The sequence below is a fragment of the Phenylobacterium sp. RIFCSPHIGHO2_01_FULL_69_31 genome (assembly GCF_001824475.1).
Classification (GTDB): Bacteria; Pseudomonadota; Alphaproteobacteria; order Caulobacterales; family Caulobacteraceae; genus Phenylobacterium.
Genome location: NZ_MHXN01000016.1, coordinates 22,556 through 38,536, shown reverse-complemented (window position 1 = coordinate 38,536; position 15,981 = coordinate 22,556). Strand labels below are relative to the sequence as shown.

The following is a 15,981-nucleotide window of genomic DNA, read 5'->3' as shown; positions in this document are numbered from 1 at the left end:
TCCAGATCGAGATCTGCGTATCGCTTAGACGATGTTCGCGAAGGCGACGTCGTCCAGCGTACGGCCAACCAGGACCACGGCGTCGACCGGGGCGTTCGTGGCGTTGTCGGAGAAGATGACAACGTCCGTTCCCACTTGGACCACGTAGTACTCGGTGCCCGCCGAACCCGTGAAGAAGGTCGTGGCGTTGGCCAGAGCCGTCGCGTAGTCCGCCGCCGTGCCGGCTTCCACGTAGTTGCCGGCGGTGCCAGCCGTGGCGTAGTTCAGCGCGTCGGTCGCTTCCCAGTCGAGAATCTGGTCGAGCGAGCCGGCAGTGGTGCCGGAGTCAGCGGCGTCGAACGTGAACACGTCGTTGCCGTTGCCGCCCGTCAGCTTGTCGGTGCCCGCACCGGCGTCGATGGTGTCGTTGCCGTCACCGCCGAGGATGGTGCTGTTACCCGCGCCGCCAGTCACGCTGTCGTTACCGCCAGCGGCGTCGACTTGGTCGGTGCCCGTGCCGGTGTCGATGGTGTCGTTGCCTTCACCGCCGTTCAGCGAGTCGTTGTTGTCGCCGCCGGAGAGCGAGTCGTTGCCCGCGCCGCCTTGCAGGACGTCGTTGCCAGCCGCGCCGATACCGGTGTCGTTGCCGTCGCCGAGGACGATGCTGTCCACGTCCGCGCCGCCGGTCACGCTATCGTCACCCGCACCGCCGTCGATGCCGTCGTCGCCACCCGCGTTGGTGATGACGTCGTTGCTGTCGCCGCCGAAGACCGTGTCGTTGCCAGTGCCCGACTCGATCGTGTCGGTGCCGACGCCGCCCGAGAGCGTGTCGTTGCCGGCCTCGCCGTTCATGGTGTCGTTGCCCGACTCGCCCAGCAGCTCGTCATTGCCCGCGCCAGCGAGAATGGTGTCGTTGCCGAGGTTGCCGTTCAGCACCACGCCCGAGGTCGCGCCACCGTCACCGGTGATGCTGTCGTTGCCAGCGCCACCGAGGATCGTGACCGCCACGGCGCCAGCGGCGTCGAGGGTGTCGGCGCCCGCGTTGCCGTGGACGTAGCCGCCGCCCGCGATGTTGACGACGTCGTCGCCGTCACCGCCGAGGACCGAGACCACCGTGGTCGCGCCGCTGACAGTGATGCTGTCGCTGTCGGCGCCGCCGTCGATGGTGTCGTTGCCGCCCGAGGACGTGATGGTGTCCGTACCGCCTTCACCGAAGACGCGGTCGGCGCCAGCGCCGCTCTCGATCGTGTCGTTGCCCGAGTTACCGTTGAGGTAATCGCCGGCCGAACCACCCGTGATCGAGTCGTTGTCCTTACCGCCGTAGAGGCTGGAGGCGCCCGCGGTGGCCGCAACGCTGAGCACGTCGGCGCCCGAGTTGCCCTGAATGAAGTTGACGCCAACGTCGCCGTCGATGGTGTCGGTGCCTTGACCGCCGTAAAGCGTGTCAGCGCCCGAACCGCCGTTCAGCGAGTCGTTGCCTTGGTTGCCCTGGATCAGGTCGGCGCTGATGCCGCCCGAGAGGGTGTCGTTGCCCGAACCGCCGTAGAGGCCGTCGCCGCCGTCGGAACCGGTGTTGGTATTGTTGTTGGTGTCGCCAACGAACAGCACCGAGCTATCCGGGAAGATCGGGGTTTCGCCCGCGAAGTCCGCGGCGTCGAAGGTCACGGTCTTGCCCGTCAGGCCCGAGATCAGCGTGATCGAGGCGCCCGCCGTGGCCGTCGCCGCGTTGTAGACGACGGTCGTGGTGTTCGCGCGCTCGCCGGTCTGGCCGAAGACAAGGTTGTCGGCCGTCGCGTCGAAGGACGCAGCCTGCGCGTCCGTGATGGTCTCAAAGAAATAAGTCGCCATTAGTCTCTCCAGTCTGTGTCACACGGACCCCTGAAACGCTTGACCCCCGTCCCCGACGGAGCAGTCCCAGCGGTCCAATACCCCAAACGCCATAGCATGGCTGCGGCGCAGGTTAGACGAGCCCGAGGGCAGACGTATCGGAACCCTGCCTAATACGCAACCTGAAAAAGCCCGCCGGAACAGAGGGTCGGACAGTGTTGCGTAGACGCCGCTACTCCTCGCGGAACGCATCTTCCAGGGTGTCCGTAATCGGCGAAATCAGGAAGCCCATGACCGAGCGTTCGCCCGTCACGATGAGCGCCTGGGCAGGCATGCCGGGCGTCATCTGTACGCCCTTCTTCAGCTTCTTGAGCTCGCTCGGCGCGATGCGCAGATCGACCCGGTAGAAGGCCGCGCCCGTCTTCTCGTTGGTCATCCGGTCGGCCGAAACGACGTCCACGGTGGCGTCCAGGGAGTCGTTGAATCTCTGATTCAGGCCCGTCAGCTTGACCTTCGCCTTCATGCCCTTCCGGACCTCGTCCACGTCCTCAGGCTTGATCATGGCGGTCACGGTGAGCGGCGTGCCTGACGGAACGACGTCCATCATGGGCTCGCCGCTGCCGACCACGCCGCCGACGGTGAACTGGGTGAGGTTGAAGACGTAGCCGTCGACCGGAGAGCGAACCACGGTGGCGTCCAGGGTCTGGCGCGCCGTGGTCAGCCGCGGGATGATGTCGGCCAGCTTGGTCTGGCTGTCGCGCAGCCCTTCCGCCGCCTGCGTCTCGCGCTCGTCCCGGATCGAGGCCAACTGCAACCGGGTCTCGCCGATCTGCTGGCGCAGGCGCGCGATCTCGGACATCAGCTGGCCCTTGCGGCCGGCGAGCTCGGCGAGGGTCCGCTCGTAGCGGAGGATCAAGGTCTTCGGCGCGAAGCCCTGTTCGTTGAGCTTGCGATACCCGGCCAACTCCTCTTCGGTCAGCCGCTTCTGTTCGTTGATCGACTCGAGTTGGGCCTGCTGGCCCTGCACCTGGGTCTGCTGCTGCTCGACCCGCTGCATGAGGACCGCGGACTGGCTCTGGAACAGTTGCTGGCGGGTCGTGAACAGGAACTGCTGGTCGCGGACCAGGGTCGCCACGGCCGGATCCGACATCCGGGCGGTCAGTTCCGCCGGCATTTCGAGCGCCGTCTTGCCCATCGCCTCAGCCATGAAGCGCGCGTTCTGAGCCAGCAGGGTGTCGTACTGGTTCTGGTAGACCGTCACCGCGGCGCGGGCTTCCACGTCGTTGAACAGCAACAGGGGTTGCCCGGCGCGAACGTGCTGGCCTTCGGCGACCAGGATCTGCTTCACGACCCCGACCTCCTTGTGGCGCAGGGTCTTGCGCATGGCGTCCGCCCGCACCTCGGCCTGGGCGGTGATACCGGTGCTGAGCTGGCTCAGCGAGGCCCAGAGGCCGAGACCCAGCACGAAGGCGCCGATAACCCCCGCGCCGACGACCATGGGCCGCCGCAGCCGCTGCTGCAGTTCGGCGGGCATCTGCTCGCGTTCGTCACTGCCGAAGGTCGGCGCGACGTAGTCCCGGCGAACCGGCGTCAGGTCCAGCTTCATCGACCCGCCTCCACCGCACGGACTTCGGCGGGCTGCGCGGGCTTGACCAGCCGGGCCATGACCTGGTCACGCGGCCCGAAGAGTTCGACCCGTCCCTCGCGCAGGACCAGCATCTTGTCGGCCGCGCGGAAGACGCCGGGCTTGTGCGAGATGATGACCACGGTGGCGCCGTTGGCCTTCATGGCGTCGATGGCGCGCATCAGCGCCTCCTCACCCTCGGCGTCGAGATTGGCGTTGGGCTCGTCCAGCACGACGAAGGCCGGATTGCCCAGGACGGTGCGGGCCAGGCCCACGCGCTGCCGTTGGCCGGCCGAGAGCACGACGCCCCCCTCGCCCACGTCGGTGTCGTAGCCCTTGGGCATGCGCAGGATCAGCTCGTGCACGCCCGCAAGCTGGGCGGCCGCGACGACTTCCTCGTCGGTCACGTCGTCACGGAAGCGGGCGATGTTGTTGCGGACGCTGCCGCCGAACAGCTCGGTGTCCTGGGGCAGGTAGCCCACGTACTTGCCGAAGTCGGCGCGATCCCAGGTGAAGACGTCCGCCCCGTCGAGGCGCACGACCCCGTTCATCGGCTTCCAGATCCCCACCAGGAGGCGGGCGAGGGTGGACTTGCCCGCGCCGGAGGGGCCGATAACGCCGAGCACCTCGTTCGGGTCGAGCGAGAAGTTGACGTTGGTCAGCACCAGACGCTGGGCGCCCATGGGGGCGAAGTTGACCCCCTCCGCCGACAGCTTTCCGAGCGGGCGCGGGAGTGACGTGGCGATCGCCGGCGGCTCGGCGCCGGCCAGCAGCGTGTTCAGCCGCTCATAGGCCCGGTACATGTTGTTCAGCGGATCCCAGGAGCCCACGATCTTCTCGATCGGCTGCAGGGCGCGGCTCGCCAGGATCATGTTGGCGAACAGCATGCCCGAATGGATTTCGCCCTTCAGGATCAGGTAGGCGCCGATGGCGATCACCAGCACCTGGATGCCCATCCGCACGGCCTTGATCAGGTCGGTGTAGAAGTTGGAGGCCTCGGCTGCCGCAGCGCCCCGCTCGATGGTCACGGCGCGATGGCGGGCCCAGGCCTGGCCGATGGTCGGCAGCATGCCCATGGCGCGCACGACCTCGCCGTTGCGCAGCGCGGCGTCGGTGAAGCCATAGCTCTTTAGCGCCGCGTCGTTCGCCTCCTTCAGCGCCGATTGCGTCGCGCGGGCCTGGGCCACCGCCAGTCCCAGCAGCACGGCGGCGCCGACGATCGTGACCACGCCCACCAGCGGGTCGATAATGAACAGCACGATCATGAAGACCGGCATCCACGGCACGTCCATGAAGGCCGCCGCGGCGACGCCGGTCAGGGCCTGGCGGAACTGGTCGAGGTCGCGCAGTGCCTGGGCCCGCGCGCTCCAGTTGCCCCGCACCGCGGCGTCGAACAGACTGGTGAACACCCGGCCCGAAACCCGCTGGTCCAGGGCCACGCCGTAGTTGATCAGGATGCGGGCGCGCAGGTCGTCGATCGCGCCGGAGATGAAGAAGACGAACAGCGTCACCAGGGTCAGCATCCAGAGCGTCGCCTGGTTCTGGCTGACCATCACGCGGCCGTAGACTTGATAGGTGTAGAGCGGCAGGGCCAGGTACAGCAGGTTCGACACCAGGCTGAACCCGAAGGCCACGGCCGCGGGCTTGTAGCCCTCGCGCAATGCGCGGCCGAGCACGTTGTCCGGCAGGTCCGTGAGGAACGTGAGGAATTTCATGTCGCCTAAGCCGTCCCGTGAGACCCTACGGCCTGATACAACAAACCGCGTCGAAAATGGTGAACGCTCGTGAAGATTGCGCGTTCGCGCCCACTGTCGCAGCAGGGCGCCGGAAGCGCGCGTAGATGCGCAGGCGGTCCTGCCTTGTCAATGCCGCCCACTTTTGCCCGGCCATGCTAAGAACCGCGGAAGGATCCCGTGACGCCAGGAGCCCAGATGCCGCGGATCGCCATCGTCGGCAGCTGCATAACCCGCGACCTGTGGCCAATCCGTGGCGGGGGCGCGGAAGCTCTGCTTTATATTTCCCGGACCAGCTTGCCGGGCCTGCTCTCCGCGCCGGCGCCGGGCTTCCACCCCTCGGACGACCTGCCCGGCGACCTTCATCAGCATGAGCACAAGGCGCTCGTGGCCGATCTGCGCAAGACGGCGCTGTCCGCCCTCCTCGCCTATCGCCCGACCCACCTTATCTTGGATCTGATCGACGAGCGGTTCGACCTCCTGTCCGCGGGGCCGGCCCTGGCCTCAAACAGCGGCGAAATGGTGCGGAGCGGCTATCGGACGCAGCCGGCCTTCGACGCCGCACGGACGATCCATCGGCTCTCCGCCGCGTGCGATCGGCTCTGGTTGGAAGCGGCAGGCGAGTTCGCCGCGCTGATCCGCGGCACGCCCCTCGCCCGCAGCAAACTGATCCTGCACAGCGCCCGCTGGGCGGACCATCAGCGGCTGCCGGATGGAGAGGTCAGGCCCATCGAGAACGTGGAGATCCTGGGCGGCCAGCCCGCGGTGATCGCGGACTACAACGCCCTGCTGGAGCGGCAGGAAGCGGCGCTTGAGGCGCTGATGCCACCGATGGCGAAGATCGATGCGGGCGCCTTTCGCCTGGCCGATTCGGCCCATCGCTGGGGTCTCAGCCCATTTCACTACGTGCCGGAATACTACGACGAGGTCCGGCGGCAGTTGGCGGCCCTGGGCCTGGAGGACGCGTTCAGCGACCGCCCCGCCGCGCCCAGTGCTCCAGCGGCGTGATCCCGCGCCGGACCAGCGCCGGTCGCGTCGCCACATAGGCGGCTGTGGGGAATCCCGGCCGGGCCTCGGCCACCGCCCAGGCGCCGCCACGCAGGTAGTCGATCAGCGGATGCACGTTCGGGGGCAGGTCTGCGCCCCGCGCCTCGACGTAGGCCGGCAGGTCGAACCACGGGCTGGGGCTCGCCACCTCGAACCCTCCATGCGCCAGGAAGTGGGTCAGGGGCTCGACACCCGCGGCGGCGACGTTGGGATGCTGGTCGAGATACCAGCGCGGGTCGAACAACGGATGGGGCGCCAGCCCGGCCTTCCATCCTTTCGACAGGTAGTGGACCAGGGGCGGCTGGCCCGCCGCATCGGGCGCGCGTTCCACATACCAGGCCGGGTCGAACAGGGGATGCGGGCTCAGCCCCGCGCGCCAGCCGTCCCGCAGGTAGTGCGACAGCGGCGCGTCGCCAGGTTCCAGGACGGGCGCCTGGGCGAGATAGTGGGCGGTGTCGAACACCGGATGTGGCGACAGGCCCCGCGCCGCGCCGACCCGGACGTAGTGCTCGAGCGGCGTCACGCTGGTGGCCGCCAGCTCGGCCGCGTTCTCCCGCCCGTACCAGCCGGCATGGAACAGCGGCGCGGGATCGCGGCCCTCGCGACCGCCGCGCACGAGGTAGTGCGCCAACGGCGACATGCGCAGGCCCGCCAGGTCCGGATTGCTCGCAAGGTACCAGGCCTGCTCGAGCGGCGCGCGCGGGATGATGGCCGGATCCGCCCCCCGCCGCGCGTAGGCGGCCATGTGGCGCAGGTCGTGGAGCGGCCGCCCGGTTCCATGCCAGATGCCACTGCGGGCGATGACCAGCGCCTGCCCGGGCCAGCCCAGGCGGGCCAGCACGCGGTCGAGCATCTGGCTCAGGCGATTGTGACGGCGCAGGCGGCCAGCGCCCCGCGCTCGGAACGCGGCCACGGCCTGGTCGCGCAGGCGCGCCTCCAGCTCGGCGCGGGCGGCGAGCGATTCGGTCAGCGCCAGCGTAAGCTCGGTGCGGGTCAGCGCCTCGCGGACCTGCGCCTCGTGGGCCAGCTTGTGGGCGCCGGCGAAGTCGCGGCTGAGCCGGGCCACCTTCGCCGTCACGGCGCGGGCCTTGTCGAGCATCGCCCCGGTGGCGGCCTGGACGGGTGGAGCAGCTTGCGACGCGGCCTTCGCCGGCGTCACGCGCCTTCGTGTTCGAGCCATTCTTGGAAGCTGCCGCGCCCGGAGGCGAAGGGGTTGGGGAACGCCGCCTGCAGGTCGGCGCGCTCGCGATAGAGCACGCGCTCGCTCTTGGCGATGGGCCGGCCGTCGTCATAAGCGCCGAACGCCCACCAGCGGTCGGGGATCGAGGGGTCGGTGGCGGCGGTCACCAGGCGCTTGTACCAGGCCCAGATCTCGTAGACCGGGAAGTTCGTCCCGGCATAGCGCTTGGTCATCGCATCGCCGATCGCGCCAAGCTTGGTGAAGTGCCAGAAGCGCAGCGGCGCGCCGTTGACGGTGATGCGCCCATCCTTCTCCACCGCGACGGTGCGGGTCGAGAGGTTCCAGCTGGCGACGTTGTAGCCCGGGTCGCGGATCACCTTCACGCTGTCGAACAGGGCCGGAACGTGGTCGCACCACCGCTGGTCGACGAAGAGCCCGTTGGGCATGTCGTCATAGCAGTAGGACAGCAGCCGGTCGTTCCACCACTTGGCGAACCGGGCGCCCTCCCCCGTCGTGCGGATCGCCACGAAGCCGAGGTTGAAGATCCCCGTGCGCGAGGCGGACAGGTCGTTGTCGAGGATCGCGGCGTGGTCGTCGTTGGGATCGATCAGGTGGGGCGTCAGCAGGATGTCGTGCTCGCCAAGCCACGCCTCCAGCGGCTGCAGAGTCCCGAGGGCCGCCGTGTCGGGATCCATATAGATCACCGCGTCGAAGCCCCAGCCGCAGGCCTGATGGATGAAGGGCCCCTTCACCGCCGTGCAGACCTCGACCACGTCGTGCTTGAAGAGCCAGCTCTGGAAATTGGGAATGCCCAGGTCCTCGGCCCAGACCAGCCGGTCGAACGGCTCAGCCGCCGGGTCGAAAGCGAAGCCCTCGGGCGGACGGTCGGTGATCAGGGCCGCCAGCTCCCAGTCGGGATGGTGCTGGCGCAGGGTCTGGAACAGCACCCGGGCGCGGTTCAGGTACGAGAACGTGAAACTGGAATAGCAGAGGATCTTCATGCGCTTGTCGTCGCAGCGAGGTCGAGGGTGAGCGCGCTGTAGCTCAGGTCATAGAGCATCGGGGCGCGGCGCGCGCGCGCGAGATCCAGAATGGAGCCGCTTTCGAACGCCTCGGCCAGGGCGGCCTCGTCCAGCACGCGGCCGTGGCCGGTCTCGGTCACAAAGGCTGCGACGTTGCCGCTGTCGGGGCCGGTGACGACGGCGCAGCCCGCCGCAACCGCCTCGTAGGCCACGAACGAAAAGGTCTCCCGACAGAGGGGCCAGACCAGCACCGCGTCGATTTCGACGGCCTCCAGGGCGTCCCGCATGGCCAGGGGATGGTCGGCGCCGGCGCTCACCGGTCGGAAGGTCGCCGGCAGGCTGGCGTCGCCCCGGGCGCCCAAGTGATGGAACTCGTAGCGCCGATCGTCGGCGAACCGCCGCGCCAGCGCCTGGAACACCGGCCAACCCTTGTGCCCCACCGGCAGGCCCGCATAGGCCACCCTCAGCGGCCGGTCGGACGGCGTGGCAGGCACTCGGCCGCGCTCCACGAGTGTTGCGTGCGGCAGGACGACCGTTCGCGCGGCGGGGAGCGTCGTCGACGCCTGCCACAGTTCCAGCGTCGCCCTGGACGGCGCGGCCACCGTCAGGCTCAGGCGCTCGAACAGCCGTGCATGCTCTGAGAGGTGCCGTCCGCGCCAAGGGCCGTAGACGCAGACGTTGCAGGCGGCGCTGTCCGGGGGCGGGGCGGCGCAGTCCTGCACGTCGTCGCGCAGCAGATGGAAGCCCGCGCAGAGGCTGGCGAAGTCATGCAGCCAGAACACCCCTTCCCTCAGCCCGGCCGCCGCCAGGATGTCCGCCGTCTCCTCGGCCGCATGGCCCAGCAGGCTGTGGATGGCGAAGCTGCGTCCCTCGTCGGCAGCGGCCGCGGCGGATAGGGCGGCGGCGATGTCGGCGGGGTCGAACAGCCCCACGGGCGCGCCATTCCAGACGACACCCAGCACGCCGGGATCGGCCGCGGTGCGGACCACCGGCCAGGGCCGGGACGGGTACAGGTGCAGGTGGTCGCGACCCTGTTCCGCCAGCCGCGCCGCCTCCCGGCCGATGGAAAGCTGGAGCCCGCCCAGGTTGGCGCTGTAGTCGTCGTGGCTGAAGGTGACGTGCAGCCGGGCCAATCCTCCCCGCGAGACCGCGAACGCCGCGGTCAGATCGGACCTGGGCGCCGCCGCATCGCGCGCCGTGGGGATGCGCGCCTCCACCGGCTTCAGCCGCGCGATCACGTCATAGCGGAACCCCTGCGGCGACTCCGGCCGCACGGCGCGGGGTCGACCGCTGGTTATCCAGTGGACGAAGGGATTGGCGCCTTGCTCCGCCACCTCCGGAAACGCCTCGAGGTAGGCGCTCACCGAGAAGTCGGGCGAGGGATCGCGACCCTCCCGCCAGCCATAGGTCATGAAATGATCGAGGGGGTCCGCCCCCACCTCGCCCACATCCGGATAGGTCTTGAGGTAGAAGACCGCGTCGAAGGCGCGCGCAGCGATGGCGTGCTCCGGCTGCAACCGGCGCAGGCGGCCGCGCAGGCGCATCGGCACGGCGGCGGCCAGCAGCCGCTTCACGAGACCAGCTCCCCGGTCATGTCGCTGTAGGCCAGGTCGTACAGCTTCGCGCGCCGCGGCCCGCGGCCGAGCGCCAAGATCTCGCCCGAGGCGAAGGCGGCCGCAAGCACGTCCTCGTCGGCCAGCACGCGACCGATGGCCGGGTCGGCGGCGAAGGCGGCCACGTTGCCGCTGTCGGGCCCCGTCAGGACGGCGGCCCCCGCCGCCGCCGCCTCGTAGGCGGTGAAGGAAAAGGTCTCGCGGCACAGGGGCCAGATCAGCGCGGCGTCCGGTTGCAGCGCTTCCAGCGTCTCCTGCATGGCGCGGGGCTGCTCGGCCGTTACCACGACCCTGTGGAACGCCGCCGGCGCCGAGGGGTCGGGGGCGCCGCCCAGGTGGAGGAACTCGTATCGCGGGTCATCTTCGAAACGCTGGGCCAGGTCGCGGAACACGGGCCAGCCCTTCAGCGGCGTCGGCATTCCGAGATAGGCCAGGCGGAAGGGCCGGCCGGCCGGCGGCTTGCGGGCCGGCTTGCGCTCCACCAGCCGGGCGTGCGGCAGCACGATGGTCTCGCGGGCCGGCAGGTCGCCATGCGCGCCCCAGAACTCCAGCGTGGTCTGCGAGGGCGCCACCGCCGTGATGGACAGCCGCTCGAACAGCCGCCGGTGGCCCTCGATGTGCCGCGCGCGCTGGGTCCCGTAGGCGCAGACCTCGCAGGCGGCGCTGGTTGGCAGCGGGGCGGCGCAGTCCTCGACGTCGTTTCGCAGCAGGTGGAACCCGACGCACAGGCTGGCGAAGTCGTGGAGCCAGAAGAAGCCTTCGCGCAAGCCGGCGGCGGTCAGGATGTCCGCCGTGGCGTCGGCCTCGTGCCCGAGCAGGCTGTGGACGGCAAAGCTGCGCCGCCCGCCACCTGCCCCGGACGCCAGGGCGTCGCGCACCGCCTCCGGCGCGAAGACGCCCAGCCGCCGTCCGTTCAACAGCACCCCCAGGGGGCCCGGCTCGCCCGCCGCGCGGACCGCCGGCCAGGGCGCGGCGGGATAGAGGTGCAGATGGTCCACGCCCCTGGCGGCGAACGCGTCGGCCTCGCGGCGCACGCAGAACTGCAGCCCGCCCCAGTGCTCCACGTAGTTGTCGTGGCTGAGCGTGATGTGGAGGTCGCGCAGCCGGGCGAACGCCGTGGCCAGGCGGGCAGGCGGGTCGACGCGCAGCCGGGCCGAGGCGGTCGCCGCCTCGGCGATCCGCGCTTCCACGGGCTTCAGCCGCGAGATGACGTCATAGCGGAAGCCCAGTTCATGGCGCGGGCTGCGGCCCTCGGCGCGCCCGGCGACCAGGTAGTGGGCGAACGGGTTGAGGTTTGCCGCGAGGATGTCGGGGTTGGCCTCCAGATAGTCGCGCACCGAGAACCGGGGGTTGGGATCGCGGTCTTCGAGCCAGCCGGTGCGGATGAAATGCTCCAGCGGATCCATGCCCGCCGTCGCCACGTCCGGATTGAGCGCCAGATAGAAGGCCTCATCGAACTCGGCCGCCACCGCCGCGTGCTGCTCGGGCGTCAGCGGAACCGCGGCGACCCGGCGCCGGCCGCGTCCGGCCGCCTGGGGGCTGTCCGAAACGGCGAAACTCTCATGGGTCCAGGGCGCCGGCGCCCAGCCCACCTGGCCGAAGTAGCGGGCGGCATGCCGCGACGGCGCGATCTCGCGGCCCTCGTGCCGGCCGTGAGCCAGGAAGTGCGAGAACGGCTCGACGCCCGCCGCCGCCACATCCGGGTTGGCCGCGAAATAACCCTCAACCGAGAACCAGGGCGCCGGATCCCGGCCCTCCTGCCACCCCGCCATGCGGTAGTGCCAAAGCGGACCCATGTCCGCCGGCAGGTCCGTATAGATCGCCCGGTAGAAGTCAGGGTCGAACGCCGGCGCGATCACCCGGTGCGCTTCCGCGGACGGCGGGCGTTCGTCGGCTTGGGCCGTGACGGCCATGGAGTTCCTGTTCCTGCGAGCGGCGGCGCGGGCTGGTGTGCAACAGATGGGCGAGCCGTTCAACCTTGGCCGGAGCGCCGTCGCGATCAACCGCTTGCCCAGCGGCGTCCTGCCCCGTACCACCGCCGCGATATGAGCCGACAGCCCGCCAGACCGCGCGCCGCCCGCACCGCCTACCTGGTGCTGGGCATGCACCGTTCGGGCACCTCGGCGGTGACCCAGCTCCTGGCGCTGGCCGGCGCCGAGCTGCCGGCCAATGTGATGCCGGGGGACGAACACAACGCCAAGGGCTACTTCGAGCCCTGGAAGATCGCGATCTTCAACGACGAGCGACTGCGCGCCGCGGGGTCGGCCTGGGACGATCCGTTCGCCTACCCCTACCGTCCGCTGGACGCCGACCAGGAGCAGGCGTGGCTGGAGGCCGCCTCGGCCCTCTTCGACGAGGAGTTTCCGAAGGCCACCTGGCCGCTGATGAAGGACCCGCGGGCCACGGTGCTGCTGCCCATGTGGCGGCGGGTATTGGAGTCCAAGGGCGTGGCGGCGCGCTGCGTCATCCCCGTGCGCCACCCCCTGGCGGTGGCCGGATCCTTGCGGCGGCGCGACGGGTTCGCGGATGAGAAGTCCGTTCTGGTCTGGAGCGCCTACATGCTGGCGGCCGAGGCCTATACCCGCGACCTGCCGCGCGCCTTCGTGGGCTACGACGCCCTGCTGGCGGATTGGCGGGCGGAGGTGGCGCGGATCGAGGCCGCACACGGCGCGCCACTGCCGAAGCTGACGCCCAAGTCGGCGAAGGAGGTCGACAGCTTCCTCACCGCCGACCTGCGCCACAACGCGGTGAGCGATGGCCTGAAGGCCCTGGGCTGGGCGGGCGAGATCGCAGCCGACGTCTTCGCCTGGTTCGAAGCCAAGGCCGCGGGCGGCGATCCGTCGATGAGCCTGCTGGACAGTGCGGCCGCGCGCTTGGCCGAGCGGGCCCGGGACATGGGCGCCTTGATCTCCTCCACCACGCGCGACCTCGCGGCCGTCCGGGCCGAGCTGATGGAGGCCCGGGCGCGGCTCGACGTGGCCCGGGCGTTCGAGGCCGAGGCGCGAGCCGACATCGCGCGCCTGGAAGAGGGCTGGCGGGCGGCCCAGAGCCTGCTCGACGACATCGACGCCGAATTGGACGCCGCGCTCGCCGAGGAATGACCCCTCAGCGCCGCCGCAGGCGCGGGTCTATGGCGAGGTAGATCAGGCCGGTGATGGCGGCCAGATCCAGCAGGTAGAGATAGCGGTAGTCGCAGGCGATCGAGATCGCGAAGAAGCTGGCCGCGAACCCCAGGGCCCCGGCCAGCAGGCCGGCGATGGCGAGGTCCGCCGGGTCGCGCCGCACCAGCAGGAAGACCCCCACCGCCAGGGCGATGACCGCGAACGCCAGGTGCGACATGGCCGGCGTGTCCAGGAACCAGGTGGCGTAGTTGTAGAGCCTCTGGTCGTCGGCGCTACGCCGCGGCTCCATCTTCAGGGCGGCCATGGCTGGCGCGGGCCCCTCGGCGCCCACGGAGACCGGCAGGCAGCGATCGATGGCCGGCGTCCCGAGGACCTGCTGAAAAGCCAGGGCGCGGGCGTGGAGATAGACGCCGGTGTCCTCCGTGACGAGACCGAGCCACTCGCGCTGAATGACCTCGGACGGGACGGTCTGGAGCAAACGCGACAGCGTGGGGTCCCAGCCGATGGTGTCGACACGCTCCGGGGCATAGATCCGCGCGGCATGCGCGCGCAGGTAGGGCCCCACGGCGGGCGAGGCGCGATCCAGGTGAGGCGTCGTCAGGGCGGGGTCGAGCGCGACCGCCGCCACCAGGTCGTAGGTCTGCAGGAGGCGCACGCCCTTGCCGCCGGCGCTGTCGGGCCGGCCGGCGCCCTGCGGCTGGGCCACGGCGCTCAGCACGAAGGTGAGCAGGGCCACGGCCACGAGCCAGCCCATCGCCAGCGGCAGGCTGCGCCGCCAGCCGGCCGAACCCGACCGGGCCCAGGCGATGGCCAGCGCCGCCGGCAGCGCCAGGATCAGGCCGTTCTGGCGCAGCAGCCCCGCGGCGGCGAACAAGAGGGCGGCAAGCACCAGGCAGACCCAGGGTGTCCGCCGCGCGGGATCGCGCACCGCCAGCGCCAGCAGAGTGAAGCCCGCCACGGCCGCTACCGCGAACTGCACGTCCTTCCAGACGATGCCGGGATAGATCATCACCTGCGGCAGGCTGACGAGCGCCAGCGCCACGATCGGCGCCAGCCAGCTGGTCCGCGGCCGCAGCACCGGCAGCAACGCCCAGGCTCCGAACAGCAACACTCCGCTCATCACCACGGCGAGTTCCGTGCCAGGCCGGATGCGGTCGAGGACGCCCAGCAGCCAGCCGAAGAAGGCGGGGTTCCAGGTGGTCCGCACGCCGAAGCGGCCCTCGTGCAGCGCCAGCACCGAATCGACCGTCAGGTGGCCCGGCAGGTTCAGCCGCAGCATCAGCAGCAGCGCGCCCAGCAGCACCAGCCGAAGCGTCCAGCGCGCTAGCATCCCCGAGCCGGTGGCGGCCCGGCTCACGCGGGGCGCACCACGAGGAAGAGGCCGGCGATCATCAGCAGGTAGCCGGCGGCCATGGTCCAGGTGGCCTGTTCCTTGAACACCAGCCATCCGGCCAGCGGGACCAGGCACGATCCGATCAGGGAGAAGGCGTAAGCGGTAGACAGCGGCACCCGGGTCAGCACGTAGAACCACAGGAGGGCCGTGACCCCGTACCAGGCGAAGGCGCCGATCAGCGGATAGTTGACGATCACCCGCGCCAGGAAGGGGCCTGACAGGCGCTCGTTGTAGACCGCGCCCCACTTGAACAGCATCTGGCCCAGCGGCAGCGCCACGGCGAAGACGCTGCAGAGCGCCATGTCCTTTGGGCTCACGCCTGCGCCTCCTCGGTCTCCAGCTCGCGCAGGACGTTGAGATACGGGTGGATCGGCCGGTTCGGCACGTTGAGTACGTCGTAGTTCATGGCCTGGAGCAGGAACTGGGCGCCCAGGATCACCGGCAGGGCGGCCAGCATGACCACGCCGGCCGACGCGGCCTGGCCCGGGACGCGGTTGGCCATGTAGCTCAGCGCATAGCCCACGCCGAACAGCGAGAAGAGCAGGCCGAAGAGCAGCTCCACGCTGGCGGCGTTGAAGTCGCGGACGAAATACTGCCCCACCACCCGCTGGGCGAAATTGCGCAGGTGCTTCAGGGCGAACGGGCCGACGATGGCCTGGATGCGGATGTTCGAGACCTCGTCGGCATAGCGGGCGGGCATCGGCACGTCGCGCACCACGGCCCGCAACGTGCCCAGGTGGTAGAGTAGGTCGGTCTCGAAGAAGAACCGGCGGGAGACCCGCTTCTCCATGATCAGCCGGGCGACATTGGCTTCGAGCGCCGTGTAGCCGTTCGTGGGGTCGAAGATGTTCCAGTAGCCGGTGGAGACCTTGGCGGCGAAGCTGAGGGCTGCATTCCCGAGGACCCGCACCGTCGGCATGGTCGTCAGGTGGCTGATCGAGGTGAACCGGTTGCCCTTGGCGTAGTCCGCCTCGCCCAGGAGGATCGGCGCCACCAGCTGGGCCGCGTACCCCAAGTCCATCTGGTCGTCGCCGTCGACCTTGACCATGACCCGCGCGCCGCGGTCCGCCGCCTCTTCGTAGCCCGCAAGTACGGCGCCGCCGACGCCCTGGTTCTTGGGCAGCCGCACGACGACGACCCGCGGATCGGTGTTATTGGCTTCGATGAAGTCGCCGGACTTGTCGGGGCAGGCGTCGTCCACGCAGACGATGCCCTCGAACCAGGCGGGCGTCTTGCGGATCACCCGCAAGATGTGGCCGGTGACCTTGTAGCAGGGCACGACCAGCCAGACGCCGGCGCCCTCCAGCGAAAGGGCGGGGCCGCCGGGCTCGCGGGCGGGTCTCTCGATCGGCGGGATGGTCACGGTGGGGGGCACGGAGCCGGGCTAACACGGAAGCGCGCGGGCTGGAAAGCTCGTGCCGCTGGCGCTGTTCCTTGCGCC

General features: G+C 70.1%; 13 protein-coding genes. 3 read left to right on the top strand and 10 right to left on the bottom strand.

Annotated features, from left to right (window positions below):
- Positions 1–24 precede the first annotated feature (24 nt).
- The 3 genes from A2790_RS11725 to A2790_RS11715 form a co-directional block, all read right to left on the bottom strand.
- Entirely contained in the window at positions 25–1,827 is a 1,803-nt protein-coding gene (locus A2790_RS11725) for a calcium-binding protein (RefSeq protein ID WP_293391590.1), read from the bottom strand.
- Between the two features lie 211 nt (positions 1,828–2,038).
- Entirely contained in the window at positions 2,039–3,412 is a 1,374-nt protein-coding gene (locus A2790_RS11720) for an HlyD family type I secretion periplasmic adaptor subunit (protein WP_293391587.1), read from the bottom strand.
- The gene (locus tag A2790_RS11715) at positions 3,409–5,145 is read right to left on the bottom strand and encodes a type I secretion system permease/ATPase (protein WP_293391584.1); all 1,737 of its coding nucleotides are present in this window, start codon (positions 5,143–5,145) and stop codon (positions 3,409–3,411) included. The genes A2790_RS11720 and A2790_RS11715 overlap by 4 nt, the downstream gene beginning before the upstream one ends.
- A gap of 216 nt (positions 5,146–5,361) precedes the next feature.
- Between A2790_RS11715 and A2790_RS11710 the strand changes: the two genes are divergently transcribed.
- Complete coding sequence (locus tag A2790_RS11710) at positions 5,362–6,171, top strand: DUF6270 domain-containing protein (RefSeq protein WP_293391582.1); 810 nt, start codon at positions 5,362–5,364, stop codon at positions 6,169–6,171.
- Here the strand turns inward: A2790_RS11710 and A2790_RS11705 are convergent.
- From A2790_RS11705 to A2790_RS11690, 4 genes are read right to left on the bottom strand one after another with little or no spacing between them, the layout of a single operon-like run.
- On the bottom strand, positions 6,131–7,369 hold the full coding sequence (locus tag A2790_RS11705; RefSeq protein ID WP_293391580.1) for a hypothetical protein: 1,239 nt from the start codon (positions 7,367–7,369) through the stop codon (positions 6,131–6,133). The genes A2790_RS11710 and A2790_RS11705 overlap by 41 nt on opposite strands.
- Positions 7,366–8,391 (bottom strand): hypothetical protein, encoded by a 1,026-nt coding sequence (locus tag A2790_RS11700; RefSeq protein WP_293391577.1) that lies wholly within the window; start codon positions 8,389–8,391, stop codon positions 7,366–7,368. Before A2790_RS11700 ends, A2790_RS11705 begins: the two co-directional genes overlap by 4 nt.
- On the bottom strand, positions 8,388–9,986 hold the full coding sequence (locus A2790_RS11695; protein WP_293391574.1) for a hypothetical protein: 1,599 nt from the start codon (positions 9,984–9,986) through the stop codon (positions 8,388–8,390). The genes A2790_RS11700 and A2790_RS11695 overlap by 4 nt, the downstream gene beginning before the upstream one ends.
- A complete protein-coding gene (locus A2790_RS11690; protein ID WP_293391571.1) occupies positions 9,983–11,938 on the bottom strand; it encodes a hypothetical protein in 1,956 nt (651 codons plus the stop codon). The genes A2790_RS11695 and A2790_RS11690 overlap by 4 nt, the downstream gene beginning before the upstream one ends.
- Between A2790_RS11690 and A2790_RS11685 the strand changes: the two genes are divergently transcribed.
- Both A2790_RS11685 and A2790_RS11680 read left to right on the top strand, forming a co-directional pair.
- Entirely contained in the window at positions 11,937–12,074 is a 138-nt protein-coding gene (locus tag A2790_RS11685) for a hypothetical protein (protein WP_293391568.1), read from the top strand. The genes A2790_RS11690 and A2790_RS11685 overlap by 2 nt on opposite strands.
- On the top strand, positions 12,071–13,126 hold the full coding sequence (locus A2790_RS11680) for a hypothetical protein (RefSeq protein ID WP_293391565.1): 1,056 nt from the start codon (positions 12,071–12,073) through the stop codon (positions 13,124–13,126). The genes A2790_RS11685 and A2790_RS11680 overlap by 4 nt, the downstream gene beginning before the upstream one ends.
- 4 nt (positions 13,127–13,130) lie before the next feature.
- Here the strand turns inward: A2790_RS11680 and A2790_RS11675 are convergent, their stop codons facing one another.
- The 3 genes from A2790_RS11675 to A2790_RS11665 are packed head-to-tail and all read right to left on the bottom strand — an operon-like array spanning position 13,131 to position 15,915.
- On the bottom strand, positions 13,131–14,504 hold the full coding sequence (locus A2790_RS11675; RefSeq protein ID WP_293391563.1) for a hypothetical protein: 1,374 nt from the start codon (positions 14,502–14,504) through the stop codon (positions 13,131–13,133).
- Entirely contained in the window at positions 14,501–14,857 is a 357-nt protein-coding gene (locus A2790_RS11670) for an EamA family transporter (RefSeq protein ID WP_293391560.1), read from the bottom strand. Before A2790_RS11670 ends, A2790_RS11675 begins: the two co-directional genes overlap by 4 nt.
- Positions 14,854–15,915: a glycosyltransferase family 2 protein gene (locus A2790_RS11665; protein ID WP_293391557.1), complete on the bottom strand. Its 1,062-nt coding sequence runs from the start codon at positions 15,913–15,915 to the stop codon at positions 14,854–14,856. Before A2790_RS11665 ends, A2790_RS11670 begins: the two co-directional genes overlap by 4 nt.
- Positions 15,916–15,981 lie beyond the last annotated feature (66 nt).

Coding starts and splice junctions, on each gene's coding strand:
- A2790_RS11720 (WP_293391587.1), bottom strand. CDS start 3,412: ATGAAGCTGGACCTGACGCCGGTTCGCCGGGACTACGTCGCGCCGACC.
- A2790_RS11700 (WP_293391577.1), bottom strand. CDS start 8,391: ATGAAGATCCTCTGCTATTCCAGTTTCACGTTCTCGTACCTGAACCGC.
- A2790_RS11680 (WP_293391565.1), top strand. CDS start 12,071: ATGAGCCGACAGCCCGCCAGACCGCGCGCCGCCCGCACCGCCTACCTG.
- A2790_RS11725 (WP_293391590.1), bottom strand. CDS start 1,827: ATGGCGACTTATTTCTTTGAGACCATCACGGACGCGCAGGCTGCGTCC.
- A2790_RS11685 (WP_293391568.1), top strand. CDS start 11,937: ATGGAGTTCCTGTTCCTGCGAGCGGCGGCGCGGGCTGGTGTGCAACAG.
- A2790_RS11715 (WP_293391584.1), bottom strand. CDS start 5,145: ATGAAATTCCTCACGTTCCTCACGGACCTGCCGGACAACGTGCTCGGC.
- A2790_RS11690 (WP_293391571.1), bottom strand. CDS start 11,938: ATGGCCGTCACGGCCCAAGCCGACGAACGCCCGCCGTCCGCGGAAGCG.
- A2790_RS11710 (WP_293391582.1), top strand. CDS start 5,362: ATGCCGCGGATCGCCATCGTCGGCAGCTGCATAACCCGCGACCTGTGG.